Consider the following 25,278-nt stretch of genomic DNA (forward strand, 5'->3'; position numbering starts at 1 on the left):
GAAAACTAGCTCAGCTCTTTAACCGCCGCCGTCAGCTTGGGCAGCACCTCAAACACGTCGCCCACGATGCCGTAGTCGGCCGCCTTAAAGAAGGGGGCTTCCGGGTCTTTGTTGATGACCACAATAACCTTGGAGCTGTTCACGCCGGCCAGGTGCTGGATAGCGCCCGAGATGCCGCAGGCAATGTACAGATTGGGCGATACCGTGATGCCGGTCTGGCCCACGTGCTCGTGGTGGGGGCGCCAGTCGACGTCCGACACCGGCTTGGAGCAGGCCGTGGCCGCGCCCAGGGCTTTGGCAAGGTCTTCAATCAGGTGCCAGTTTTCCGGGCCTTTCAGGCCGCGGCCACCCGATACCACGCGCTCGGCTTCGGGCAGCAGCACGCCGCCGGCCTGGTCCTGCATCACCACCTGCTTGGGCGCATCGGCGAAGTCGGCTTCCGACAGCTGGGCCGAGAAGCTCGACACCTCGGCGGTTTTGCCGGCCTCATGCTGGGCTTCGATGGAGTTTTTCTTAACGGCAATGATTTTGCGGTCGCCGCTGAGCACCATGTCGGCAAAGGCTTTGCCGGAGAAGGCGCCGCGCTTCACCACGAACTGGCCGCCGTCGGTTTTGGGCAAATCCACCACGTTGGTAGCCAGGCTGGCCTTGAGGCGCACCGACAGGCGCGAGCCCACGGCGGCGCCGATGTTGGAGTTGGCCAGCACGATGATTTGGGCCTGCTCCTGCTCGGCCGCCGTGGCGATGAGCTTGGTGTAGGCGTTGTTCACGAAGTCTTTCAGGCGGGGCTCGGCGTCGTAGAGCACTTTGCTGATGCCCTGCTCGCCCAGCTTGGCCAGGTTGGCTTCATTGGCTTCGCCCACGGCAATGGCCGTAGCCGTGGTGCCCAGCTGGGCGGCCACCTGTGCCCCGTAGGAGGCTACTTCCAGCGAAGACTTTTTTACTTCGCCTTTGTCACATTCGACAACTACTAAAACGGACATAATTCGGAGGGGAGTTATGAATTATGAGTTATGAGTTCTGAATTGTTTGCGCCATATGGCCATCAAATAACTCATAATTCATAGCTCATAACTTAGTTTAAATTACTTTGGCTTCGTTGCGGAGCAGCTTAATCAGGTCGCCGGCGCTTTCGGCGGGGATGAGCTTCACGCCTTGCTTCTTGGGCGGCAGGGCGTACTCGGTCACCTTGGTGAGGGCGGGCTCGCCCACGGGCTGCACCACTTTCAGGGGCTTGGTGCGGGCTGTCATGATGCCGCGCATGTTGGGAATGCGGGGCTCGCACATGGGCTGCTGGCAGGATGCCACGAAGGGCGTGTTCACCTGCACGATTTCCTTGCCGCCTTCAATCTCGCGCTCCAGGGTAGCGGTGTTGCCGCTCATGTCCAGCTTCATGGCCGGGGCCACCGTGGGGATGCCCAGCATCTCGCCCACCATGCCGTGCACCTGGAAGCCGTTGTAGTCGATGCTTTCCTTGCCCATCAGAATCACGTCGTAGCCGCCTTCTTTGGCCACGGCAGCAATCTGCTCGGCCACGAAGTAGGCATCCTGGGGGAAGGCGTTGACGCGGATGGCGTCGTCGGCCCCAATGGCCAGCGCCTTGCGGATGTTGGGCTCGGTGTCGGCTTCGCCCACGTTCAGCACCGTTACGGTGCCGCTGCCGGCAGCTTCCTTCAGCTCGATGGCACGGGTGAGGGCGTATTCATCCCAGGGATTAATCACAAACTGCACCCCGGCTTTGTTAAATTCCTTGTTGTCGGGGGTGAAGGTGATTTTGGTCGTCGTGTCGGGCACGTTACTGATACAGACCAGAAATTTCATCTAAACGGGCTTTTGGTGGGCGAAATAAGGTGAAAAATGCGCTGCTTGCATAACAAATCCGGCGGGCGCAAAGTTTATCACCCTTTGCCCTGAAGTCGTTATGTAGCGTAAAAACCGCATTTTTGCCCAAAGATAGACAAAACTCCCATCCCAATGACACCTTCCGCTCCCTCACGGCTCGAACAGCTGCTGGCCTTTTACGCCGACGACCCCAACGACGCGTTTACCATCTACGCTCTGGCTACCGAGTACCGCGCCACCGAGCCTTTGCGGGCCTGGGAATATTACGAGAAGCTGCTGGCCGAGCACCCCGACTACGTGGGCACCTACTACCACGCCGGCAAGCTGCTGGAAGGCTTTGGCAAGAAGGACGAAGCAGCCGATATTTACCGCAAGGGGTTGGTAGTAAGCAAAAAGGCCGGGCAGCAGCATGCCGCCAGCGAGCTGCGCCAAGCCCTGAACAGCTGCCTGGGGCTGGACTATGAGGACGACTAAGTGCCTGTAAGGTTGAGACATTAGACCTTAGACATGAGACGTTAGAATTGTTCTGGGATTTTATACTTTATTACAGAGTGGAGGGCGCTAGGCGGTGTTGCGTCCTTGCATCGTTCGCGATTCAGGGCGGAATGCTACCGCTTTCTCATGTCTCATGTCTAAAGTCTAACGTCTGAATAGTAAATCAATAGCTGACTTATAGGTGCATGGCAGGAAAAATATTACTGGTAGAAGACGAGCCCAAGGTTTCGGCTTTTATCCGGCGGGGGCTGGAGGAAGAAGGCTATGAGGTAGAAGTGGCCTACGACGGTCCGTTTGGCCAGCGCCTGGCCTTGAGCCGGGAGTACGACCTGCTGATACTGGACGTGATTCTGCCCGGCCAAAGCGGCTACGAGGTGCTGCGGGCCGTGCGGGCCCAGGAGCAGGAAATGCCCATTCTGATGCTGACCGCGCTGGGTACTACTCCTGATAAGCTGCAGGGCTTCGACGGTGGGGCCGACGACTACCTGGTCAAGCCCTTCGACTTTGCCGAGCTGCTGGCCCGCGTACGCGCCCTGACGCGCCGCCGCGGCAAAGGGGAGAAGGGCCGCCTGCTCACCCTGGCCGACCTGACGGTGGACACTTCGGCGAAAACCGTCAGCCGCAACGGGCTGGCCATCCGCCTGACGGCCCGCGAGTTCAACCTGCTGGAGCTGCTGCTGCGCCATCAGGGCCGGGTACTGAGCCGGGCTGAAATTGCTGAGCATACCTGGGAGGAAGCCTTCGACGCCGGCTCCAACGTCATCGACGTGTACGTGAACTACCTACGCAATAAAGTGGACAAGGGCTTCGATAAGAAGCTAATTCACACGGTGGTAGGCATGGGCTATGTGATGCGGGAGGAATAACTGCCTGACCTGCGCCTACAACTCAAGCATCAGCTCATCAACTATCAGCACTTCAACGAATGACTCTCCGCCACCGCATTACGCTCTTGTTTGTCGGAATTGTTGCCGTACTGCTGCTGATGGCCCTTACCGTGGTATTTCTGCTGCAGGCCGACTACACCCACGAGGAGTTTCAGCGGCGCTTGCTCGACCGGGCGCAGGTGACGGGCTACATCTTTCTGGAACGCGACGAGATGCGCTCCGGCGCCTTCCGGGATTTTGAGAAAAAGTACCTGCAGTCGCTGACCGGCGAAATACTGCAAGTGTACGATGCCAATGGGGAGGTGCACTTTGTGGCCGAAGACGAGCGGGTGCAGCTGTCGGATGCCGTGCTGGCCCGCATTATTGCAAATAAAGAGTTGAATTTCAGGCTGGGAAAACGGCAGGCGGTGGGTATCTTCTACCGCGACAACCAGGGGGAGTACGTGATTGTGGCAGCAGCTGAAAATGAGTCGGGCAACAAGCGGCTGCAGCACCTAGCTACTATTATGAGCCTGATTTTCGTGGGCAGCCTGGTGCTGATTTACCTGGCCGGGCGGGTGCTGGCCGGGCGGGCGCTGGCTCCCATTGCCGCCCTCAACGACCAGGTGGACCGCATCAACGCCGAGGACCTGCACCGGCGCGTGGATGCCGGCCGGCTGCACGACAGCGAGCAGGACGACCTGGCCCGCCTGGCCCGAACCTTCAACCGGCTGCTGGTGCGCCTCGAAGAAAGCTTTGCCAGCCAGCGCACCTTCGTGAGCAACGCTTCCCACGAGCTGCGCACGCCCCTTACGGCCAGCATCGGCGAGCTGCAGGTACTGCTGACGCGGGAGCGTCAGCCAGAAACATACCGCGAAGGCGTGGCCTCGGTACTGGCCGAGCTGCTGCAGCTTAAGGCGCTGATAAATAACCTGCTGGATATGGCGCAGACCGACGGCGGGCTTACCGTGCAGCAAGAAATCCGTCTGGATGAGCTGCTGTGGGAAGTGCGTGAAAGTGTGCCGCCTGCCCTGCGCAAGCGCGTGCATATCGACCTGGGTGAGCTGCCCGAAGACCCGGCTGCCCTGGAAGTGCGGGGGCACCGGGCGCTGCTGGCGCGGGGCCTGGGCAACCTCGTCGACAATGCCCTGAAGTACTCCGCCGACGGGCAGCCGGTGAGTCTGAACCTGCGCTATACGCCCAGGCAGTGCATGGTTCAGGTTGCCGACTCAGGTATCGGCATTGCGCCACAAGACCTTCCCAAGGTGTTTCAGCCCTTTTTCCGGGCCGATACTGCCCGCGGGGTGGTGGGGCATGGGGTAGGACTGCCCCTGGCCCGGCGCATTGTGGAGCTGCACGGGGGCCGGCTAGCGCTTCGCTCGGAGCTGGGAAAGGGCACCGTAGCCGAGGTGATTTTTGCGCATCCGGCCAGAAAGGAGCGGGGCTAAGCCGGCGCAGCAGCTAATTATTCGGTAAAAAGCCAATTCTAATCCCTTTCTAATCTACCTCTAATACCAGCCTAATACAGGCAGGGGAGCTTTGCGGCACTATTTGCTGACTGACTTCCTGCCATGCTTCGATTGCTGTTGCTAACCGGCCTGCTGGCTGCTTCTACCATTCAACTCCGGGCCCGGCCCCTCGCCCAGACCGAGCAGCAAGCCGACACCCTGCGGCTGACGCTCCCCGAGGCCGAGCAGCGCTTTGCCCAGCGCAACCTGACGCTGCTGGCCCAGAACTACAACATCACCGTGGCCCAGGCCCAGGCCGTGCAGGCCCGCCTGCTGGACAACCCCAGCCTGTACCTGGAGCAGGACGTGCTGGGCCGGCGGCTGCTGAGCCGCGAGGTGCCGGATGGTACGCCCGGCAGCGAGGTGATTTTCAGCTTCCAGCAGCTGGTGTCGCTGGCCGGGCGCCGCCGTGCCGCGGGCAAAGCCGCCGAGCAGGCGGCCATTGTGGAGCGCTACAACCTGGAAGACCTGCTGCGCAACCTGCGCTTTCAGCTGCGCACCACCTTTTACGACATCTTTTATAAGCAGCAAACGCTGCGCGTGTACGAGTCGGAAATTCCTTCGCTGCGCCACACGGTAGAGCAGTACCAGGGGCAGTACGAGAAAGGCAACATCGCCCTGAAAGAGGTGATTCGCCTGAAAGCGTTTCTTTTCAGCCTGGAAAGTGAGCGGCTGGCGCTGCTAAACGAGCTGACCAGCCACCAGGCCGACCTGCACATTCTGCTGCGCGACTCCACCGACACCAACTACCAGCCCGTAGCGAACGTGGAGCGCGTAAAGCAGCTGACCCTGAATGCATTCCCGGAAACGGCGCTGACGGACTCGGCCCTGGCCCGCCGGGCCGATGTGCTGGCCCGCAAAGCCGGGGTAGAGCAGCAAAACCTGAACCTGCGCCTGCAGCGCACCCTGGCCAAGCCCGACCTGGCGGTGGGCTACACCTACGACCGGGCCGGCTCCTACATCAACAACTACCACGCCCTGACGCTGGGCATGTCCGTGCCGGTGTTCAACCGCAACCAGGGCAACATCCAGGCCGCCAAAGCCCAGATTGCCGGGGCCCAGGCCCAGCTCGAGCTGCAGCAGCTGGCGGTGCGGCATGAGGTGCGCGAAGCCTACCAGCTGGCCCGGCAGGCCGATGAGCTGTACCGGCATACCAACCGCGACCTGGTGCCCTTTTCCAACCTGATTGACGCCATCGAGCGCAGCTATGCCAAGCGCGTCATCGGCATTGTGGAGTACCTCGACTTCTACGAAGCCTACAAAAACAACGTGGCCCAGGTAAATGCCCTGCGGGCCAACCGGGTGCGCGCATTTGAGCAAATCAACCTGGCCGTGGGCAAGACGGTGTTCCGGGCGGAGTAGAGTTCCTGGTTTCTGGTGGCTGGTTTCTGGTTGACGTTCTGACGAATAACCAGAAACCAGAAACCAGAAACCAGGAACAAAAAACAAAAATCCAGCAACTAGAAACACCTTTCAATGAATCACATTTCTTTTTCCCTGCTCGCGGCCCTGGCCCTGCTGGCCGGCTGCCAGAAAGCCGAAGTAAAGCAGGAGAAGCCCGAGGGCTTTCAGCTTTCCGACACCATGCTGAAGCAGATTGAGCTGGACTCGGCCCGCCTGCAGCCGGTACAGGACGAGCTGAGCTTTACCGGGCAGATTATCAGCAACGGCGACAAAACCGCCAAGGTGTTTCCGCTGGTGGGCGGCGTGGTGGAAGACCTGAAGGTGGAGCTGGGCGACCACGTGCAGAAAGGCCAGCTCCTGGCCGTGGTGCGCAGCGGCGAGATTGCCGATATCCAGAACCAGAACAGCTCGGCCGGCACCGACCTGGCCATTGCCCGCAAGAACCTGGCCGTGGCCGAAGACCAGTACGCCGCCGGCCTGGCTGCCGAGCGCGACGTGGTGCTGGCCCGCGCCGAGCTGCACCGCGCCGAGTCCAACGTGAGCAAGAGCCGCAAGCAGCTGGGCATCTACGGCGTAACCCAGGACGGGCGCTACACTATCAAGGCGCCTATTTCGGGCTTTATCACGGAAAAGAACGTGACCGAAAGCATGCAGTACAACGACTCGAACGTGGACCACTTCTTCACCATCGCCAACCTCGACCAGGTGTGGGTGATGGCCAACGTGTTTGAGTCGGACATTGCCAAGGTGAAGGTGGGCTACGAAGCCGAGGTGAGCACCCTGGCCTACCCCGACCAGCGCTTCCGCGGCAAGGTCGACAAGGTATTTAACGTGCTCGACCCTGAGAGCAAGGTGATGAAGGTGCGCGTGCGCCTCGACAACCCCGACTACCTGCTCAAGCCCGAGATGTACGCCCAGATTCGGGTGCTGAACACCCAGGGCAACAAGATGCTGGCCGTGCCGGCCAAGGCCGTCATCTTCGACAAGAACCGCAACTTCGTGATGGTGTACCGCGACCAGCGGCACATCGACACCCGCCCCGTGGAAATTGCCAAAACCGTGGGTGACATCAGCTACGTGCAAAGCGGCCTGCAGCCCGGCGAGCGGGTTATCGCCAAAAACCAGCTCCTGATTTACGACGAGCTGAATGACTAATAGGTCTTAGGTATTAGGGACTTAGGTTTTAGAGCCAGGCGCTGAAAGGGCACTTGGACGGACCAGCCTATGACCAAGAAAATCTAAGACCTAAGACCTAAGCCCCTAAAACCTTCGCAATGAATAAGCTCATTTCCGGCATTGTTGCCTTTTCGCTGAAGAACCGCTTCTTCGTCTTTTTCATGACGGCGCTGCTGATGGCGGGCGGGGTGTACAGCTACATTCACACGCCGCTGGAAGCATTTCCGGACGTTACCAACACCCAGATTATCATCGTGAGCCAGTGGCCGGGCCGCTCGGCCGAGGAGGTGGAGCGCTTCGTGAGCATCCCGATTGAGGTGGCCATGAACTCGGTGCAGAAGAAGAGCAACATGCGCTCCATCAGCATGTTCGGCCTGTCGGTGCTCAAGATAAACTTTGAGGACGACGTGGAGGACTTCTTCGCCCGGCAGCAGGTAAACAACCTGCTGGCCGGCGTGAACTTCCCGGAGGGCTGCGAAAACCACGTGCAGCCGCCCTACGGGCCCACGGGCGAGATTTTCCGCTACACCGTGCAGGGCAAGGGCCGCAGCACCAACGACCTGCTGGCCATTGAGGACTGGATTGTGGAGCGTGCGCTGAAGTCGGTGCCCGGCGTGGCCGACATCGCGGCCTTCGGCGGCACTACCAAAATCTACGAAATCAGCGCCGACCCGGCCCAGCTGCAGAAGTACAACCTGACCCCGCTGGAAGTGTACGAGGCCGTGCGCAAGTCCAACCTGAACGTGGGCGGCGACGTGATTGAGAAAAACGGCCAGGCCTACGTGGTGCGCGGCCTGGGCCTCTTGCAGAAGCCTGCCGACATCGGCAACATCATCGTCAAGGAAGTCAACAACACGCCCATTCTGGTGCGCAACGTGGCCACCGTGGCCGAAAGCCACACGCCCCGCGTGGGCCAGGCCGGCCTCGACGACAACGACGACGTGGTAGAGGGCATCGTGATTATGCGGAAAGGGGAGAACCCCGCCGAGGTGCTGGGCCGCGTGAAAGCCAAGATTGAGGAGCTCAATACCAAGGTGCTGCCCTCCGACGTGAAGCTGGTGACCTTCTACGACCGGGACGTGCTGATGGGCTACTGCACCAAAACCGTGATACACAACCTGGTAGAAGGTATTCTGCTGGTGACGCTCATCGTGTTCCTGTTCATGGCCGACTGGCGCACCACCGTCATCGTGAGCATTGTGATTCCGCTGGCGCTGCTGTTTGCCTTTATCTGCCTGCGTTTGAAAGGCATGAGCGCCAACCTGCTGAGCATGGGCGCCATCGACTTCGGTATCATCATCGACGGGGCCGTGGTGATGGTGGAGGGCATTTTCGTGATACTCGACCACAAGGCCCACAAGGTGGGCATGGAGAAGTACAACAAGCTGGCGAAGATGGGGCTGATAAAGAAAACCGGCGGCGAGCTGGGCAAGGCCGTCTTCTTTTCCAAGCTCATCATCCTCACCTGCCTGATTCCGATTTTTGCCTTCGAGAAGGTGGAGGGCAAGATGTTTTCGCCCCTGGCTTACACCCTGGGCTTTGCCCTGGTGGGCGCCCTGATTCTGACCCTGACCCTGGTGCCGGTGCTGGCGTCTATCCTGCTGAACAAGAACGTGCGGGAGAAGAACAACCCCATCGTCAACTTCTTCGACCGCATTGTGACCAGCGCCTTCAGCTGGACCTACCGCCACCAGCGCCTGAGCGTGGCCGCGGCCTTCGCCGTCATGGGCCTGTCGCTGTACTCCTTTAAGTACCTGGGTACCGAGTTTCTGCCCGAGCTGAATGAGGGCGCGCTGTGGGTGGAAGCCAAGCTGCCCATGTCGTCGTCGCTCACCGAAACCACCAAGATGGTGCGCACCTTTCGCGGCATCCTGCGCTCCTTCCCCGAGGTGCGCTCGGTGCTGAGCCAGACCGGCCGCTCCAACGACGGCACCGACCCCAGCGGCATGTACTACGTGCAGTGCCAGGTAAACCTCTACCCCAAGGAGGAGTGGAAGCGCAAAATCACTACCGAGCAGCTCATCGACGAGATGGATGCCCAGCTCAAGCAGTACCCGGGCATTATCCTGAACTACTCCCAGCCCATTATCGACAACGTGGCCGAGGCCGTGGCGGGCATCAACGCCTCGCTGGCCGTCAAGATTTTTGGCAACGACCTGGAGGCCATCAACTCAAAAGCAGATTCAGTAGCTGCCATCCTCAAAGGCATTCGCGGGGTGAAGGACCTGGGCGTGCTGCGCAACCTGGGCCAGCCCGAGCTCAGCCTCAAGCTCGACCAAAGCCGCATGGCCGCCTACGGCGTGAGCACCGCCGACGCCCAGGCCGTGGTGGAAATGGCCATCGGCGGCAAGGCGGCCACCCAGATTTACGAAGGCGAGCGCCGCTTCGACGTGCGCATCCGCTACCCCCAGCAGTACCGCAGCACCGAGGCCGAGATTGGGGAGCTGCGCGTGCCCACCATGCGCGACAACAAGGTGGCTTTAAAGGAAATTGCCGACATCGGCACCGTAAACGGCCCCGCCTTCGTGTACCACGACAACGGGCAGCGCTTTATTGCCGTGAAGTTCTCCATCCGCGACCGGGACATGGGCTCCACCATTGCCGAGGCCCAGGACAAGGTGAATGCCCAGGTGCACCTGCCCAAGGGCTACCGCATTGAGTGGGCTGGGGAGTTCGAAAACCAGGTGCGGGCCACCAAGCGCCTGACGCAGGTGGTGCCGGTGTCGCTGGTCATCATCTTCATCCTGCTGTTTATCACCTTTGGCAACGGCAAAGACGCCGGGCTGGTGCTGGTGAACGTGCCCTTCGCCCTTATCGGCGGCATCCTGGCCTTGCACCTCACGCACATCAACTTCAGCATCTCGGCCGGCATCGGCTTCATTGCGCTGTTCGGCATCTGTATTCAGAACGGCATTGTGCTTATCACGGTATTCAAGCAGAACCTGCGGCGCAGGCTCAGCCTGGAGCAGAGCCTGCGCGAGGGCGTGGCCTCGCGGGTGCGCCCCGTGGTGATGACGGCCCTGATGGCCATGATTGGGCTGTTTCCGGCGGCTATTTCCACCGGCATCGGCTCCGAGACGCAGAAGCCCCTGGCCATCGTGGTGATTGGCGGGCTGATATCGGCCACCGTCCTCACCCTGCTGATTTTCCCGCTCATCTTCGGCTTCTTCTACCGCGAGCTGCGGCAGGACGGGCCGGCGCCGGAAGTCAAGCAGGCGCAGGAGCCTGCGCTGGTGGGGGCCTGAGGCTGCGCTGGCCAAGTATAAGAACGCAATTAATTCTTCAGGAAAAGGCCTATGGCCAGCTAGCTAACCGGGGTGGCAAAAGTCGTGGACTGATGCATGAATACCCTCGCCCGCACCGCATAAAAATGGAGTGCCACCCCGGTTTTCAGTTTTTTTGCCCTGCTACCATACGGCGCCATTGTTGAAAATAAATGCTCCTCTCAACTGGAATAAGATGCCTGCGGGATAGTATCTTTGGGTGGGAACCTTCTGGCAATAAGGATATTATAATGGTTTCTTAATTTTTGCATATTGCTTATGCGCTCAACTTTTTACCCCTTGTTACTGCTGGCTTCCACTAATGTGTGGGCCCAGGTTTCCCCCATTATAGACCGCAGCGACATGCCGGCCGTTTCTACGTCGGTCCCGGTCGATTCCATGCGGCAAAGCCAGGCCGCGGCCATGCTGCCGGCTGGCGCGCCCCAGCTTACGCAGCGCGGCGCCAACCAGACCTGGAACTACAGCACCCTGGTGGCTACTTCCCAGACCGTAGACCGCTACATTTCGGTGGCTGCTACCAATTCGCCCATCTACCAGTTTTCGTTTGGAGTACTCGGTGGAGTTAACCGGGCCACGGTAGCTTCGCCCGAGGCTTTGCCGGCGGCCCTGGCGGCCAACTCGCCCATTACCGACCCCTACCAGTTCTACAACGCCTCCAATGCCGACTACCGCTCGGTGGGTTATGGCGGCACGGTAGGCGGGCAGCAGGTGCCCGTAACCTACCGCAGCCAGGCCGAGCAGGACGTCATCTACCGCTTTCCGCTCAGCTTCGCCAGCCCGCGCGACTCCAGCCGCTCCTTTCTCGAAACGCCGCAGGCTGCGGCTTCCACCGGCTACTTCAGCCGCAAGCGCAAGCGGGTAAACCAGGTAGATGCCTGGGGCACGCTCATCACCCCGTTTGGCACGTTTCAGACGGTGCGGATAGTAAGTAAAATCACAGAACACGACAGCCTTGCTACCGGTGGCATGCCCGGCACCGGCTTCGACGTGCCGCTGACCCGGGAGTACAAGTGGCTGGCCAAAACCCACCACGTGCCTGTGCTGACCATTATCACCCAGATGCAGGGGACTACCGAAACCATTACGGCCGTGCAGTACCGCGACCGGTACCGCCGCATTATGCAGCCCACCGCTGCCCGGGGGGCTGCCGCCGAGGCCGCGGTGCTGGTGTACCCCAACCCGCTGGGCACCGAGGCCCTGCGCGTAGACGGCCTCAGCGGCCGCACGGTCCGTCTGACGGCCACTGATGTTACCGGCCGCGTGCTGTTTGCCCGGGAGCTGCCGGTGCAGCAGGGTGCCGTGCAGCTGCCAGCCACCGTGTTTGGTGCTTTCCATGGAGTGGCATTGCTGCGCATTCAGACCGAGCAGGTAGTGGCCGTGCGCCGCATTGTACGGCAGTAGATCAGTGCCGGCCGGCGAGCCTGCCGGCACTGGCTTTCAGTCAGCCCTGCCTGTTGGTTTAGTAAGAGCTGAGGCTGCTATTTACAGCAGTTCTCAAGTTGGTGCATGGTTTTTTAGGTAGTTGAATGCGGAGGGTTAAAATACATACAGCCTGGCTTTTAGCTCTCCGTTTTTAACTGCTTCACAAACTGTGTATCGACCCCGGAGCCGCTGTAGGCTTCAGTTCTGCTAATAGCTGGTTACGTATTCCTCAGCCGCTTATGGCCTCGCTCTCCACTCGCCGCTTGTGCTTCTGGCTGCCCGCCCTGCTGGTGCTGCTGCTGGCGGCTACGTCGCCGGCCCAGCCGCCCGTCAACCTCACTACCGAGCAGCTGATTTTCCGGCTGCGCAGCGCCATTGAGGGCCTGCAAACCATGCGCTGCACCATGAGGGCCCAGGAGCGTATGCAAGGCAAAATCATTCAGGCCCGCAACCTGGTTAAAGTGAATTTCCGGCCCCTGAAGGTGTACATCAAAAAGCAGGACGGCATTGAGGTGCTGTGGGTAACGGGGCAGAACGATGGTCAGGCCTGGGTGCACCTGGGCCGGTTTCCCTACCTCACCCTCAGCCTGAACCCCCAGGGCACGCTGATGCGGCGCGACCAGCACCACGTGGCGCTGCAGGCCGGCTTTGGCCCCATCGCCGAGCTGCTGCGCCCGGCCGGTGCCGGCGGTGAAAGTGCCTTCTTTCGCTCGCTGCGCTACGTGGGCGACACCCTGCTGCAGGGCCGGCCCGCTCACATTCTGCGGTCTGACTTTCCGCAGTTCCGGTATGTAAGCTATACGGCCGGCAAAAACGAGACGCCGGGCACCGTGGCTCAGCGGTTTGGCTGCGGCGACTACCGCATTATGGAGCGCAACAACTTAGCAGCCGAGGAGAAAATTGCCGAGGGCCGGGTGCTGCAGGTGCCCAATGCCTACGGCCGCCGCACCACGGTGTGCGTAGACCCCAACACCTTTCTGCCCGTGCTGGTGCACGTAGTAGACGAGCAGGGTTTGTACGAGCGGTTCGAGTTTGTTGACGTGTTGGCCAATCAGCCCATTCCCGCAGCCGAGTTTACCCGAACGTTTTCGGGGTATAAGTTCTGAGCCAGGCTCTTTACCGGGTCGAAAACAAGCTCATGCTTACTTCTTTAGGCGCAGCACCTTTGCCCAGAGCTGCTCCAGCTCCGGCGCGGTGCGCGTGAGCAGGATGCCCGCGCCGTACACCAGCGTGAGCACGCCACCGCGCCAGAGCAGGTTCAGCCAGAGGTTGGGCAGAGAAGGCAAGAACCACACTACCGCCGCCGCCACGCCGGCCACGGCCAGAATGCGCGGAATACGGGCATCGAAGGGCTGCATGCCGTAGGCCCGCCACACAAACCAGGTGCGGGCCAGGTTGATGCCGGTCAAAGCCAGGCAGTAGGCTACGGCCGCGCCGGCCAGGCCGTAGCGCGGAATCAACAGCCAGTTGAGCGCCACGGTAGCGGCGGCCAGGGTGAAGTTGAATATCAAATCGAAGCGGTAGCGGGGCGAAGTGGCGACGATGATGCCGTTGACGCCGGCAATGCCGTCGAACAGGCGGCCGGCCAGCAGCAGCAGCACGGCCGTGGTGCCCGCCGTGTAGGCCGGCCGGTTGATGATGCCGTAGATAAAATCCAGGTTTAGGGCAATGCCTATGGCCAGGTAGCTGCCCAGTAGGGTGTTGAGGCGGGTGGTGCGCTGGTAGAAGTCGGCCAGCCTGGCCATGTTGCCTTCCTTCCAGTACTCGGCAATAAGGGGGAAGGCCGTTTTGTACAGCGCCCGGAAGGGCATAGTCAGGGCCGTGCTGATGTTGGTGGCAATGATGTAGATACCCGCCGCGGCCAGGCTGAGCTTGGAGCCCACCATAAGGTTGTCGATGGTGAGCAGCACGGTGCCGGAGATGTTGCTCAGCAGCACGAAGCCGCCGTAGGCCAGCAGCTCGCGCAGGGGCTTCACGCGCAGCGCCGCCCGCGTAGGCCGCAGGTTGAACTCGCGAATGGCCATGAGGTAAAGCGACAGCATGAGCGCCACCAGGGCATAAGCCCCCAGGTAAGCCAGCACAAAGCCCTCGAAGCTGAGCGCCCCCAGGCCATAGGCGGCCGCGGCGGCCACGATAAGCAGGCGCAGCAGCACTTCCTGCACAAAAGAGGAGAACGCCGTGTGGTACAGGGCCTTCAGAAAGGCATCCTGCAGGGAGTAGAGCAGGATGCAGGCCGCCAGCCCGATGGCTACCAGGTAGTGCGGCCCCAGCAGGGCGGCATCCTTGGCGTACCAGTGCAGCACCAGCGGCTTTCCCAGCCACAGCAGACCGGCCACCACCACAAAGCCCAGCATGGGCAAACCCAGCAGCAGGGGCAGAAAGCCGGCGTGGTTGCGCCCCTGCCCCCGGAAGTAGGGGAAGTAGCGCATGCCCGTGCTGGCAAAGCCCACCGAAGCCAGCTGCGCCCCGATGGTGGCCAGCGACACCAGCACCCCCGTCAGGCCAATCTGGGCGGGCGTGAGCAGCCGGGGCAGTACCACGGTGGTATTGACAAAGCCAATAACCAGCCCGGCGTAGGAAATCAGGGTGTTGCGAAGGCCCTGGCGTTGGACGATGCCCAATTTGCTTTTAGGTGATTAAGTGAAAAGTAATGAGGTGATGTGCTGATGTGCTGATGCGGTAATGAAGGATAAAAGAACGTCCTGCTGAGCATGTGGCGCATCAAGCCAGGGAGCGGAGCGCTAGCCTAAGCATCTTCACCACGAGTGTAAATCCAATTAAAAGGGAATTACTGCCGCCGGCAAGCTGCTTCGACAAGCGGACGCCAGATGAGCGGGACGTTCATTTTTTCCTTCATACCGCGTCAGCACATCGACTCATCATCTAACATGTCCAAACTTCGGCCACGATTTGGCTTCCGGTGAGGAATGCGGCTCCGCGCTGCTGCAGGTGGGTCATGATTTCGGCAAACTGCCGGGGGCCGGTGACGTCGTTGGCGGGGTCGAAATGGTCATTGTGCCAGAGCAGGGTGGTCAGGCCGCCGAACTTCTCGATTTCAGCGAACAGGGGCTGTAGGGCCGGCATAATCTGCGGGGCTGATAGCTGCAGGTAGTTTGGGTGGTGTAGGGTGGCATCCATCACGTTCAGCGGAAGTTCCAGAAAGGCCAGTGCCTGGCCCTGCTCAAAATCAAAGGGAAAGAAGGGGTGGCAGTAGGAGTTGCGAAACCCAAAATGCTCAGCAAACCCCAGGGTGGAGTCGTAGCGAAAGCCGGCGCCTGCTACCAGCTGCGGCGTAATCCGCGGCTCCCAGCACAGGTAGTGAAACCGGTTGCCGGTGGGAGCGGGGAGGCCATAGCGCTGCCGCTCAGCCTGTAGCCGGCCTGGAGTGGTTGCCGTGCCGTAACTGGCATGGCTGGCAATTTCGGCTCCTCGCGCGGCCAGCTTACGCAAGCGTGCTGCCATGCTGGCGGCGGTCAGGTCATAGTCGGCGTTGAGCGTTCCATTGGAAGCGGGCTGCTGGCTGCCCAGCATGAAAAAAGTAGAGGGTGCGCCCTGCTTGGTAGTTGCTTCCTGTACCTCTTCCAGGTTGTTCCAGGGGCTGGGCCGGCCGGCAGCTTTGTAAAGCAGCGTTTGAACCACCCTGGGCAAGTGGCCCTGGTGCAGCTGGCTGCGGATACGAGTACCCCAGCCGCCGTGAATGGTGTCGATATCGTGGGTTATAAAGCCCGCGAAAGCTGCCTGGGCCGGGCCCCAGCGCCGGGGGCGCAGCGGCTGGCCCGTCACGTGCTCCACTGCCGCCCGCAATACGTCGAAATAATAGTTGACCAGCGGCAGGGTAACGAAGCCATATTGCTTTTGGACACTGGCCGCATAGGGAAATCGGCCGTGCTGGTCGCGCTCCGCTGAAAAGTATTCCTGCCAGCCGCTAAGCAGGTAAAAAGCCGCGCTGATAAGGTCAGGCCCGATAAAAGCCCGGCCGGCCGGCAGGTGCAGCAGGGGCGCTTCAACCGGGGGGCTGAAGAAGAACGGCAGCCGCGTACCGCACCAGTCACGCCACTGCGGAGCAGGCGGGTAGGGGGCCTGCCCGCTGAAAAAGCCGCCCGAGGCGTCCTCCAGCCGGACGACCGCCGTTTCCTCGTAGCCGATGCTTACTTCCGGTACCGAGTCGTAGGCCAGGTGGAAGTGACGCAGCACGTAAGCCAGGCGGGTAGCAGCCGGCAGCGGCGCGGGCGCGGGCTGGGGTAGCGGAAACGCGGGCGGCAGTGTCATGACGTAAAAGTAGTGCGGGCTAGGGCCGGTGGCCATCGGCCAGCCACTGCTCCAGAATGCCCAGCGCCCGCGCCTGGCTCTGGCCTTCGTAGGCGGTGCCCAGCGTGGCATTGTAGTAGGCGGCCCGCAGGTAGAAGTCAGCCGGCTTGTGGGCGGCGTACTGGCGGAGCAATACAGCCAGGTCGGCAGTTGTAGGGGCCCGCTGCACCAGGCCATTGGCTACGTAGCCGTAGTAGTCTTCGGTAAGCGGGTTGGTGCCGAAGCGGAAGTACAGGCTCACGACGTTCAGCAGCACGGCTTCGAGGTGAGTGGAGGTATCGGCTGCCACCAGGGCATCCTGATTTAGTAGGAAGTCGAACACGTTTTCCTGGCGGGCCGAGGACCACTGCAGGCTGGGCAGCAGCTGGCGCAGGGGCTCGAAGTCGCGGCCGTCGCTGGGGTGGGGGCGCAGGGTAAAGGTCAGCTCGGGCAGCTCCCGCACCAGAAACGCCAGGGCCTCAGTGAGGGCCGGCATCGGGTCGTGGATGTTGCAGGCGAGGCCCACGCGGCGCACGGCGGGCGCGGTGTTGCGCCGGCTCAGGTAGGCATCGGCCTTGGGCATGCCCACCAGCTCCACGCGGCCGTGCACGGGGCCACACTGCCGGTACTTGTCCAGGGCGTCCTGCCCTTCGAGCAGGCTGAGGTCGAAGCCCAGGGGCGGGAAATGCACGCTCACGCTGGCGTGCTGCACATAGGCCGTGGGCACGCCCTCGGCGCGGCAGGCCAGCAGCAGGGAGCGGGTGTCGTCGTTGTGGTCGTTGGAAAACACCACGGCCCGGGGCCGGTAGTGGCGCAGGGCCCGCCGGTACACCTCGTAGTAGCCGATGGCGTAGAAGATGAAGTCGAAAAAGCGCCAGGCCCGGCCACCTTCCGTGCGCAGCAGGCCCAGCAGGGCGTAGGGGAATTGCCAGTAGTACAGCAGCTTGCGCCGCAGGGACAGGCGGTTGACTACTGCATTGTAACGGCCGATGTTCTTGGCCTGACCCGCCAGCAGTACCGCATCGGGCCGGGCTTTTTTGATGAACTCCAGGGCGTCGTAGTTATTGGCACTCACCACGTACAGCCACACGGCCCCATGCAGGTTTTCGGGGTTCTTAATGGGCCGGAACATGTTGCCCAGCAGCCGCAGGCCGGCATAGCCCAGCACCCGGCCCAGGCGCTTCAGCGGGTTGGCTGGCGAAATATCGGCCAGGGCGGCCGGGGGCAGCGAGGCAAATACAGCGGTGAAGCGCAGCTGCAGGATGTCGCGCAGGCGGGGGAGCAGGGGCAGCATGAAGGCGGTAGCGGGAGGGGTTCGGGCAATAAGCAGCCTGGCTTTTTTAGTTAAAAGTTGAGAGTTAAAAGTTAAAAAGCTGGCAGACCTACCTTTTTAACTTTTAACTCTCAACTTTTAACTGCTGTTAAAGCACGTCCCAGCTTAGCGGGGTGCCGGGCTTGAGGTCGCGGGTGGCGCGGCGGCCCATCACGGTTTCCCAGTGTCGGGGCCAGAGACCGTCGCCGGGGCGGATGATTTTCAGGTTGTCAGCGGTAAGCTCCTCGCCGGCGGCGATGGGCCTGGAAACGTAGATGCTGCGCTTGTAGAGGCGGCTTTTCTCCTCGCCGGTCTGAATGCAGAGCTGCACCGTGCCCAGAGCCTGGTGGGCGCGCTCGGTTTCCACCACCAGGGCCTGCAGCTCCTGGGGCTCCAGGGAAAAGGCCGAGTCCACGCCGCCTTCGGCGCGGCTCAGGGTGAAGTGCTTTTCGATGACGCAGGCGCCCAGGGCCACTGCGGCTACGCTGGCGCCCACGCCCATGGTGTGGTCGCTCAGGCCGATGGGGCAGCCGAAAGTTTCGGCCAGCACCGGGATGGTGCGCAGGTTGGTGTTGACCGGGGAGGCAGGGTAGGTGCTGGTGCACTTAAGCAGCACCAGCTCGCGGCAGCCGGCCTCGCGCAGCACGCGTACGGCCTCATCGATTTCGGCCAGCGTGGCTGCGCCGGTGCTCACAATCACGGGCTTGCCGGTGGCAGCTACTTTTCGCAGCAGCGGCCAGTGGGCATTTTCGAAGGAGGCAATTTTGTACGCCGGCACGTCCAGCGTCTCCAGGAAGTCAACGGCCGTCTCATCAAAGGGCGAGCTGAAGGCCAGCAGGCCGTGCTGCCGGGCGCGGGCAAACAGCTCGGCGTGCCACGCCCAGGGCGTGTGGGCTTCCTCGTAGAGCTTGTAGAGGTTTTTGCCTTCCCACAGGCTTTGGCCTTCTTCATCGATGGCGAAGCCGGTGTCCATGGTGATGGTATCGGCGGTGTAGGTCTGCAGCTTGAGGGCGTCGACGCCGGCGGCGGCGGCGGCATCCACCAGGGCCAGGGCCCGCTCCAGGCTCTGGTTGTGGTTGCCCGACATCTCGGCGATGATAAACGGCTTGTGGGCGGGGCCCACGGGGCGGCCGCCGATGTTGATTTCAGTCATGTTCAGGTAAAGCCAGTCAGGCCTGCAAAGGTAGGGCCTTGCCCAGGCAAGGTGGGTTTGCACCGTGGGCCGGGAGCGACTCTTAGCCCAACTGCGCGGCATCAATGAGCCATTCGCCAGCACATAGGCCCCACAGCAAGGCATTCGGAATACCCACAGCAGGGCTTTGGTCAGCTTCAGCAGCGGCTTTTCAGGGTCTCTCGCCACCATGGCAGCGGCTGAAGCTGCAGCAAGGGGGGGGGCGGAAGGGGCAAGCTGCTCTATTGCTTAGGGAGAAGGTGCGCAAAGGTCTCATCTAATGATAAATAAGGGCAATGCCTTCCTGGTGAGAGCGATGGGCAGCCGTTGGCGTCCGGTCAGCCAAATAATACTGCTGTTTGAATCAGTCCCCCTGCTGTTGGTCCTAGTTTGCCCGTGCGGCAATAGGGTTTGCTAAGCGCCCAGGGGACCTTTGAGCATTAAAACGTGCTGTTTTCCCTTGTAAAATGAAAAAAGCGGCCCGGGTCTTTAGACTTTACTAAACAAGGTTAGTCGATGCATATCCATTGACTAGCTGATGGTTAAGTTAAATCGGTTGAAAAAGGGCGGCTTATGCTCTATCAGGTGTCAGGTTCCAAACAGGGCATCGGACGTCCAGCCGCCACAGACGCACTGCGTCGCTGAGTTTTTCCTGCTGACGTCGCCGCTCTCTACTGCCTGGCCTTCTCCTTTTTACTGCTTTTCAACTCAACTCCATGACAACATTATTATTCAAAGTAGGCCGCGGTCCATTGCTTCGGTGTGCTAAGCCAGCCTTCTGGTGCTCGGGCCTGCGGGCCCACACCAGCTTCCTGCTGCTGGCCTTGCTGTTCCTCCTGGGCGGGGCCGGGGCAATCCAGGCCAGCCCGTATTACTGGGTGCCGGCTCCCACCGGCACCGGCACCACCGTGTCGGGCAGCGGGGCCTGGAACGAGCTGGCTCACTGGGCCGCCAGCAGCGGCGGCTCCGGCGGGGCCTACAGCCAGGTGCCCCAAAGCACCGACGACGTGTACTTCGACGCCAATTCCTTCAACGGCAACAACCAGCGCGTGAGCCTGGCAGTGGGGGCCACCCCCACCTGCCGCAACCTGACGTGGAGTGGCAACGTGCGCGGGGGCTCCTTCAGCGGCGGGGGAACCATGGAAGTGAACGGCGACATTCGGTACACGCCCCTGATGGGCACACCCTCCGCCATCAATTTCCGCCTGCTGGCCCCGGATGCCGGCCACGTCATCGACATGCAGAACGTGAATCTGGGCAACGGCTCGTTCACGTTTGCCAACGCCCAGGGCCAGTGGACATTCATCAGCCCGGTGAACATGGCGCTCAATAGCTCGCACATCACCCTGCAGGCGGCTGCCCGCGTGAGCCTGGGCAGTACCAGCATCAGCTGCAGCTACTTTTCCGCACCGGGCACCGTGCCCATGGTGCTCGACCTGGGCAGCAGCTCGGTAACAGTGCTGCGGCCCAACCCCCTAACGGGCTGGGTTATTTCCAATCCCAACCTGAGCCTGGTTGCCGGCACCGGCACCATCCGGCTGGGCAATTCCACTTTTAACAACAGCTATTTTCTGTTTCAAAGCACGCCCCTGAGCTACCACCGGGTAAGCACCCTGCCCGGCAACGCCGTCAACGTGAATGCGCTCAATGCGTCGTTTCAAAACCTGGAAATAGGAGCTAATACGGCTGTGCTCGCTTCTATCGCCATCGCGCCGGGCGGGGCCCTGACCGTAGCGCCCGACGTCACGCTGCGCCTGCCGGCCAGCGGCACGGTGGCCTTTGGGGCGGGGGCCACGCTGGCCTCGGGCGGCAGCTGCGCCGGGCAAGGCGTGGTGCAGTCCGCTTCGGTGGGGGCCCGCGTTACGCTGGCGCGCAGCGGCGGCTGGGCTACGGCCCCGCTCAGCCACCTGGCCCTGCAAGACCTGGCCTTCACCGCCGCCGACGGCACCACCCCCGGCGGGGCCGTGGGCAGCAGCTGCGCCGACGACGGCAACAACACCGGCATTGCCCTGGCCTCAGCACCCGTCAGCGACCTGTACTGGGTGGGCGGCAGCGGCAGCTGGCACGACCCCACCCACTGGGCCAGCAGCAGCGGCGGCAGCAGCAGCGGCAACAGCTGCCTGCCCGGCGTGCTCACCAACGTGCACTTCGATGCCAACTCCTTTACCGCCCCCGGCCAGCGTGTGACCCTGGACGGGGCCGCCGCCCTGTGCCGCAACATGAGCTGGGCCGGCGTTAGCAACCAGCCCGACCTGCGCACGGCCCCGGGCTTCAACACCCTGGCGGTGCGGGGCTCGCTCACCTTAGCTGCCAGCATGACCCAAACGCTGCCCATCGCCCTGTTTGTGGGGGGTAGCACCGCCGGCAGCACCTATACCCTTACCACGGCGGGCCAGCAGCTTGCGGCCACCCTCTGGGTGCGCTGCCCGGGCAGTGCCCTGAGTTTGCAAGACGCTGTGACGACCACCTCGCGCCTGTGCGTTGAGGCCGGTGCCCTGAACACCAATAGCCAGGCCGTCAGCGCCTTCGGCTTCACCGCCGGCTTTGCCTACACGGGCTCTAATACCTTTATCGGCTCGACGGGCGTGCCGTACGGGGTAGGCCTGAACAGTACGGCCGCTACCATCCTCAACCTGGGCGGCAGTGTGCTGCGCATCACGGCGGCGGGCGGAGCTCACACGTGGGACGCAAGCACCACCGTGCAGCTGAACGCAGGCACCAGCACCATCAACCTGCTCACCAGTGCCTCATCGGTATCCTTCGTGAGCGGGCGCGGGCTGCGCTACGCCACCGTGGTGTTTGGCGATGCCCCCCTCACGCTGGCGCCGGGCCTGGTGAACGGCAACGGCACGGCCAGTACCTACGAGCAGCTGCGGTTTGAGGGGCCGGCTATCATCAGCGCCGGCATCACCATCACGGGCTCGCTCCGACTAACGCCGGGCCGTCGGTACAGCTTTAGTAACGCTTCTGTGCACACGTTTGCCCCGGGGGCTACCTTCGATGCCGTCGGCAACTGCTCGGCCTATGTGGACATTGTGGGGCCGGTGAACGGTGGCCCGGTCCGCTTTGTGGGCAGCACGGCCGTGCCGCTGCAATACGTGCAGCTCCGCAACGCGGCCTTCTCGGGCGGCGCCAGCTGGCAGGCCCAGGCCAGCCTCGACAATGGCCTGAATACGGGCATTGCCTTCACCCCGGCCCCGTCCCGCCGCCTGTACTGGGTGGGCAATGGCGGCCGCTGGAGCGACCCCGCCCACTGGTCTACCAGCAGCGGCGGCGCCAGCGGCAGCTGCGTCCCCAGCGCCTTCGACGACGTGGTGCTCGACTCCAACTCGTTTACCACGACCGGGCAGGTGCTGGAGCTCGACCAGCCAGTCGCGTCGTGCCGCAGCATCGACTGCCGCACCGTAGTCAATAACCCCACCCTGACCAGCCTCTTCGACGCCAGCACCAACAACGCGCTGAACGTGTACGGCTCGGTAAGCTGGGCGCCGGCCCCGAACATGACCCTGGCCTTACAGGGCGACCTGAACCTGCTGGGCTCGGGCACCCTCACCAGCGCCGGGCAGCGCCTCAACGGCCGCCTGCAGGTGAATGCGCCCGGCGGCACCGTCACCCTGGCCGACGACTTCGTGCAGCAGCTGACTGGCTACGCCATCACCTATAGCAGCAATACGGCCTGGGGCTTTACCCTGACAGCCGGCACCCTGAACACCAACAGCCAGCGGTTCACGGTAAACGACTTCTTCTGTACCAGCAACCTGGCTAAGACGCTGAACCTTGGGGCTTCACGCGTTGAGGTGACGCGTCAGTCGTGGCGCGCCCAGGCCCCTTCCACGCTCACGCTCAATGCCAGTAACTCCGTTATCTACCTGCTGGGCATTGGCAATGCCAGCTTTCAAGGCGGCGGGCAGGGATACAACCGGGTAGTGGTCAACAGCCTGCTGGGAGGACTTACGGGCAACAACACCATTCGCTCGCTGCGCATTATCAACTCGGGCGTCTTTATTGGCAACACCACCATTACCGATTCCCTGCGCACTTCGCCCGGGCAGGTGTACCGATTTGAGCCCAATTCCACCACCACATTCAGCGCCAACGCCGTGGTGCTGCTGCCGGGCACTGGCACCAACCCCATCACCCTGCAAAGCACCGTGCCGGGCTCGCTGTTCACCTGGACCAAGCCGGCGGGTGGGGAGAGCGTGTGCGCCGACTATACGTACATCCGCGACAGCCGCGCTACCGGTGGGGCCTACTTCGAGGGTGGCCGGAACGGGGCCAACAACCAGGGCAACAACCCCGGCTGGAGCTTTGGCTTTCCGCCCCGTGCCGCCTACCGCGGCCGCTACGTATGCCCGGCCGAAGGCCCGCATACCATGCGCTTCACGTTTACCAGCTTCGACATCACCAACAACACGGCCGCTACGCTGGCGGCGGCGCAGTTTCCGCTCACCATGGTGCTGAAAAACCTTACTACCAATGCGGTGGAAACCATCAGCGTGCCCGGACCTGTTTTCGACTACCTCATTCCGACCAGCACGGCCTCGGCGCAGTACCAGGTGCTGAGCCTGAGCACCTCGGCCAGCGGCGGCTGCGGCACCATCGAAAATACCGACCCCAACACGTTTGCTGTGGCCTCCGAGGTGGTGCTGAACGGCGCGGCCGGCGCCTGGATGGGAGGGGGCGTAGCCGCCAACGGCGACTGGTTCGACTGCCAGAACTGGGCCAATGGCGCCGTGCCCACCCTCGCCACGGACGTGGTGGTGAACCAGAATGCCGCCACGGTAAGCCTGGGCAATGGCCGGGTGGCGGCCGTACCCCTGCAGCCCAGCCTGAACCAGCCCGGCGCCACGGTGCGCAGCCTTACGGTGCCCGCCGGTGCCAGCTTCACGGCTGGCCCGGCCGCCCGCCTCACCGTGGCCGGCAACTGGCAAAACAGCGGCAGCACAGTCCTCGACCCGGCAAGCGTAGTCACGTTTGCGGGCGCGGCCCAGCAAGTAGTCGGCAATGGGCAGTTTGGCAGCGTGGTGGTGAATAACCCCGCCGGCTTGCTGCTCCAAACCGCCAATGCCAGCAGCAGCGGCACGCTCACGCTTACGGCCGGGCGCATCACCACCGGCGCTTTCCAGTGGGTACACAGCAACCCGGCCCCGGGCAGCCTCAGCGGCTACAGCGCCAGCAGCTACGTGCTGGGCAACCTGCGCCGGGCAGTGGCCCCGGGCGTTACCGGTACCTATGCCTTTCCGGTAGGCCTGCCTGGCGCCTATGCCCTGCTCGAAATTGATGATAAAGGGCTGACCGGGCTCAGCACGCTCACGGCCCGGTTTGGCGCCAAGCCCGGCACCGACGCCGGTCTGAACTGCGCGGAAGGCCCCACCACCCCCCGCTACCAGTCGGTGCACCCGGCCGGGGTGTGGACGCTGACGCCCGACACGCAGCCCACCGCCGGTAACTACGACGTACGCGCTGGCCTGGCGCCCTTCTACGACCTCAACGACAACCTCTTCGCCGTGCTCAAGCGCCCCGACGCCAGCATCAATGCCGCCGACTGGTCCACCGGAGGCGGCACCCTGAACGCCGATAACGGCAGCGGTCGCCGGGTGGCCGACGGCTACGCCCTGCGCAAAGGGCTGACCAGCTTCAGCCAGTTTGGCTTGGGCCGCACCAACTTTTCCCCGCTGCCGGTTACGCTCGTGGCCTTCACCGCCGTGCGCAAAGGCGCCGATGGCCTGCTCACCTGGCGCACGGCCACCGAGCTCAACAGCGCCAGCTTTGAGGTGCAAGCCAGCACCAACGGCCTGGCCTGGCAAACGCTGAGCAGGCAGCCCGCCGCCGGCACCAGCAACAGCGCCCACGACTACCGCTACCTCGATGCCAACCTGGCCCGTTATAGCGTGCCCACGGTGTATTATCGCCTGCGCCAGGTAGACGTGGACGGTACCACCCACTATTCGCCCGTTGTGGCGTTAAGCCTGCAGGTATCGGCCTGGGCAGTAGAGGCTTTCCCGCGGCCTTTCGAGTCTGGTCTGACGGCCCGGCTCAGCACGCCCGAAGCCGGGCCGGCCACGTTGGTAGTACTCGACGCCACGGGCCGCGAAGTGTTGCGGCGCACTGTGCCGGCCGCCCTGGGAAGCCAGCTTATTGGCCTGCCCGAAGCCGATGCCCTGCCTGCCGGCCTCTACACCCTGCGCATTAGCCAGGGCAGCCATGCCGGTATGGTGCGCGTGGTGCACCACTAGGCCGTTGGCTGGGCGCTAGCCCGTATCAGGCCCCCTATCGGAGCTCCGCCATTAGCGCAGGGGGGTCGATAGGGGGCTTTATTGTGCAGACTGTGCCGGCTGATTTGTTCGTAGCACCAAGAAGTACCGCCACGTCGATGGCCGTGCCTGCTCCATTTAGAGTAAAGCCCGAGGCGCTAAAGGCTTTAAAAAACACAGGTGCTGCGTCGGTAAGGCACGTCCCTGATAGTAATGGGCGTACCCACAGGGCATGAAGCCGATGAGAAACAGGGAAT

General features: G+C 62.4%; 15 protein-coding genes. 9 read left to right on the forward strand and 6 right to left on the reverse strand.

The features are described from left to right. Window positions 1-5 precede the first annotated feature (5 nt). Window positions 6-983 (reverse strand): electron transfer flavoprotein subunit alpha/FixB family protein, encoded by a 978-nt coding sequence (locus ABD919_RS03120; protein WP_345233690.1) that lies wholly within the window; start codon window positions 981-983, stop codon window positions 6-8. A gap of 97 nt (window positions 984-1,080) precedes the next feature. Then, window positions 1,081-1,821, reverse strand: a complete 741-nt coding sequence (locus tag ABD919_RS03125; protein ID WP_345233692.1) for an electron transfer flavoprotein subunit beta/FixA family protein — start codon at window positions 1,819-1,821, stop codon at window positions 1,081-1,083. Window positions 1,822-1,974: 153 nt separating this feature from the next. Between ABD919_RS03125 and ABD919_RS03130 the strand changes: the two genes are divergently transcribed. From ABD919_RS03130 to ABD919_RS03165, 8 genes are all read left to right on the forward strand, one after another. Then, the gene (locus tag ABD919_RS03130) at window positions 1,975-2,316 is read left to right on the forward strand and encodes a tetratricopeptide repeat protein (protein ID WP_345233694.1); all 342 of its coding nucleotides are present in this window, start codon (window positions 1,975-1,977) and stop codon (window positions 2,314-2,316) included. A gap of 206 nt (window positions 2,317-2,522) precedes the next feature. Beyond that, a complete protein-coding gene (locus tag ABD919_RS03135) occupies window positions 2,523-3,203 on the forward strand; it encodes a response regulator (protein ID WP_345233696.1) in 681 nt (226 codons plus the stop codon). A gap of 59 nt (window positions 3,204-3,262) precedes the next feature. After that, window positions 3,263-4,651, forward strand: coding sequence for a sensor histidine kinase (locus ABD919_RS03140; protein ID WP_345233698.1), 1,389 nt, complete (start codon window positions 3,263-3,265; stop codon window positions 4,649-4,651). A gap of 123 nt (window positions 4,652-4,774) precedes the next feature. Further along, window positions 4,775-6,073 carry a TolC family protein gene (locus tag ABD919_RS03145; protein ID WP_345233700.1) on the forward strand — a complete coding sequence of 433 codons (1,299 nt, stop codon included), beginning with the start codon at window positions 4,775-4,777 and terminating at the stop codon, window positions 6,071-6,073. Window positions 6,074-6,187: 114 nt separating this feature from the next. After that, window positions 6,188-7,270, forward strand: a complete 1,083-nt coding sequence (locus ABD919_RS03150; protein ID WP_345233702.1) for an efflux RND transporter periplasmic adaptor subunit — start codon at window positions 6,188-6,190, stop codon at window positions 7,268-7,270. 119 nt (window positions 7,271-7,389) lie between these two features. Next, complete coding sequence (locus ABD919_RS03155) at window positions 7,390-10,536, forward strand: efflux RND transporter permease subunit (RefSeq protein WP_345233704.1); 3,147 nt, start codon at window positions 7,390-7,392, stop codon at window positions 10,534-10,536. Window positions 10,537-10,833: 297 nt separating this feature from the next. Next, window positions 10,834-11,976, forward strand: coding sequence for a T9SS type A sorting domain-containing protein (locus ABD919_RS03160; RefSeq protein ID WP_345233706.1), 1,143 nt, complete (start codon window positions 10,834-10,836; stop codon window positions 11,974-11,976). Window positions 11,977-12,236: 260 nt separating this feature from the next. Further along, entirely contained in the window at window positions 12,237-13,103 is an 867-nt protein-coding gene (locus ABD919_RS03165; RefSeq protein ID WP_345233708.1) for a LysM peptidoglycan-binding domain-containing protein, read from the forward strand. Window positions 13,104-13,139: 36 nt separating this feature from the next. Here ABD919_RS03165 and ABD919_RS03170 read toward each other — a convergent pair whose 3' ends face one another. The 4 genes from ABD919_RS03170 to pseI form a co-directional block, all read right to left on the reverse strand. Next, window positions 13,140-14,618: an oligosaccharide flippase family protein gene (locus ABD919_RS03170; RefSeq protein ID WP_345233710.1), complete on the reverse strand. Its 1,479-nt coding sequence runs from the start codon at window positions 14,616-14,618 to the stop codon at window positions 13,140-13,142. A 262-nt stretch (window positions 14,619-14,880) separates the two neighbouring features. Further along, window positions 14,881-16,266, reverse strand: a complete 1,386-nt coding sequence (locus ABD919_RS03175) for a DUF7033 domain-containing protein (RefSeq protein ID WP_345233712.1) — start codon at window positions 16,264-16,266, stop codon at window positions 14,881-14,883. 19 nt (window positions 16,267-16,285) lie between these two features. Further along, window positions 16,286-17,578: a glycosyltransferase family protein gene (locus tag ABD919_RS03180; protein WP_345233713.1), complete on the reverse strand. Its 1,293-nt coding sequence runs from the start codon at window positions 17,576-17,578 to the stop codon at window positions 16,286-16,288. A 127-nt stretch (window positions 17,579-17,705) separates the two neighbouring features. Beyond that, window positions 17,706-18,749 (reverse strand): pseudaminic acid synthase, encoded by a 1,044-nt coding sequence (gene pseI, locus ABD919_RS03185; RefSeq protein ID WP_345233715.1) that lies wholly within the window; start codon window positions 18,747-18,749, stop codon window positions 17,706-17,708. A gap of 734 nt (window positions 18,750-19,483) precedes the next feature. On the opposite strand from pseI, the gene ABD919_RS03190 reads away from it, so the two are divergent. Then, the gene (locus ABD919_RS03190) at window positions 19,484-25,003 is read left to right on the forward strand and encodes a T9SS type A sorting domain-containing protein (RefSeq protein ID WP_345233717.1); all 5,520 of its coding nucleotides are present in this window, start codon (window positions 19,484-19,486) and stop codon (window positions 25,001-25,003) included. The last annotated feature ends 275 nt before the right edge of the window (window positions 25,004-25,278 follow it).

Origin of the sequence: Hymenobacter saemangeumensis, from assembly GCF_039541835.1 — a bacterium.
GTDB classification, from domain to species: domain Bacteria; phylum Bacteroidota; class Bacteroidia; order Cytophagales; family Hymenobacteraceae; genus Hymenobacter; species Hymenobacter saemangeumensis.

Coding starts and splice junctions, on each gene's coding strand:
- ABD919_RS03120 (WP_345233690.1), bottom strand. CDS start 983: ATGTCCGTTTTAGTAGTTGTCGAATGTGACAAAGGCGAAGTAAAAAAG.
- ABD919_RS03125 (WP_345233692.1), bottom strand. CDS start 1,821: ATGAAATTTCTGGTCTGTATCAGTAACGTGCCCGACACGACGACCAAA.
- ABD919_RS03130 (WP_345233694.1), top strand. CDS start 1,975: ATGACACCTTCCGCTCCCTCACGGCTCGAACAGCTGCTGGCCTTTTAC.
- ABD919_RS03135 (WP_345233696.1), top strand. CDS start 2,523: ATGGCAGGAAAAATATTACTGGTAGAAGACGAGCCCAAGGTTTCGGCT.
- ABD919_RS03140 (WP_345233698.1), top strand. CDS start 3,263: ATGACTCTCCGCCACCGCATTACGCTCTTGTTTGTCGGAATTGTTGCC.
- ABD919_RS03145 (WP_345233700.1), top strand. CDS start 4,775: ATGCTTCGATTGCTGTTGCTAACCGGCCTGCTGGCTGCTTCTACCATT.
- ABD919_RS03150 (WP_345233702.1), top strand. CDS start 6,188: ATGAATCACATTTCTTTTTCCCTGCTCGCGGCCCTGGCCCTGCTGGCC.
- ABD919_RS03155 (WP_345233704.1), top strand. CDS start 7,390: ATGAATAAGCTCATTTCCGGCATTGTTGCCTTTTCGCTGAAGAACCGC.
- ABD919_RS03160 (WP_345233706.1), top strand. CDS start 10,834: ATGCGCTCAACTTTTTACCCCTTGTTACTGCTGGCTTCCACTAATGTG.
- ABD919_RS03165 (WP_345233708.1), top strand. CDS start 12,237: ATGGCCTCGCTCTCCACTCGCCGCTTGTGCTTCTGGCTGCCCGCCCTG.
- ABD919_RS03175 (WP_345233712.1), bottom strand. CDS start 16,266: ATGACACTGCCGCCCGCGTTTCCGCTACCCCAGCCCGCGCCCGCGCCG.
- ABD919_RS03180 (WP_345233713.1), bottom strand. CDS start 17,578: ATGCTGCCCCTGCTCCCCCGCCTGCGCGACATCCTGCAGCTGCGCTTC.
- pseI (WP_345233715.1), bottom strand. CDS start 18,749: ATGACTGAAATCAACATCGGCGGCCGCCCCGTGGGCCCCGCCCACAAG.
- ABD919_RS03190 (WP_345233717.1), top strand. CDS start 19,484: ATGACAACATTATTATTCAAAGTAGGCCGCGGTCCATTGCTTCGGTGT.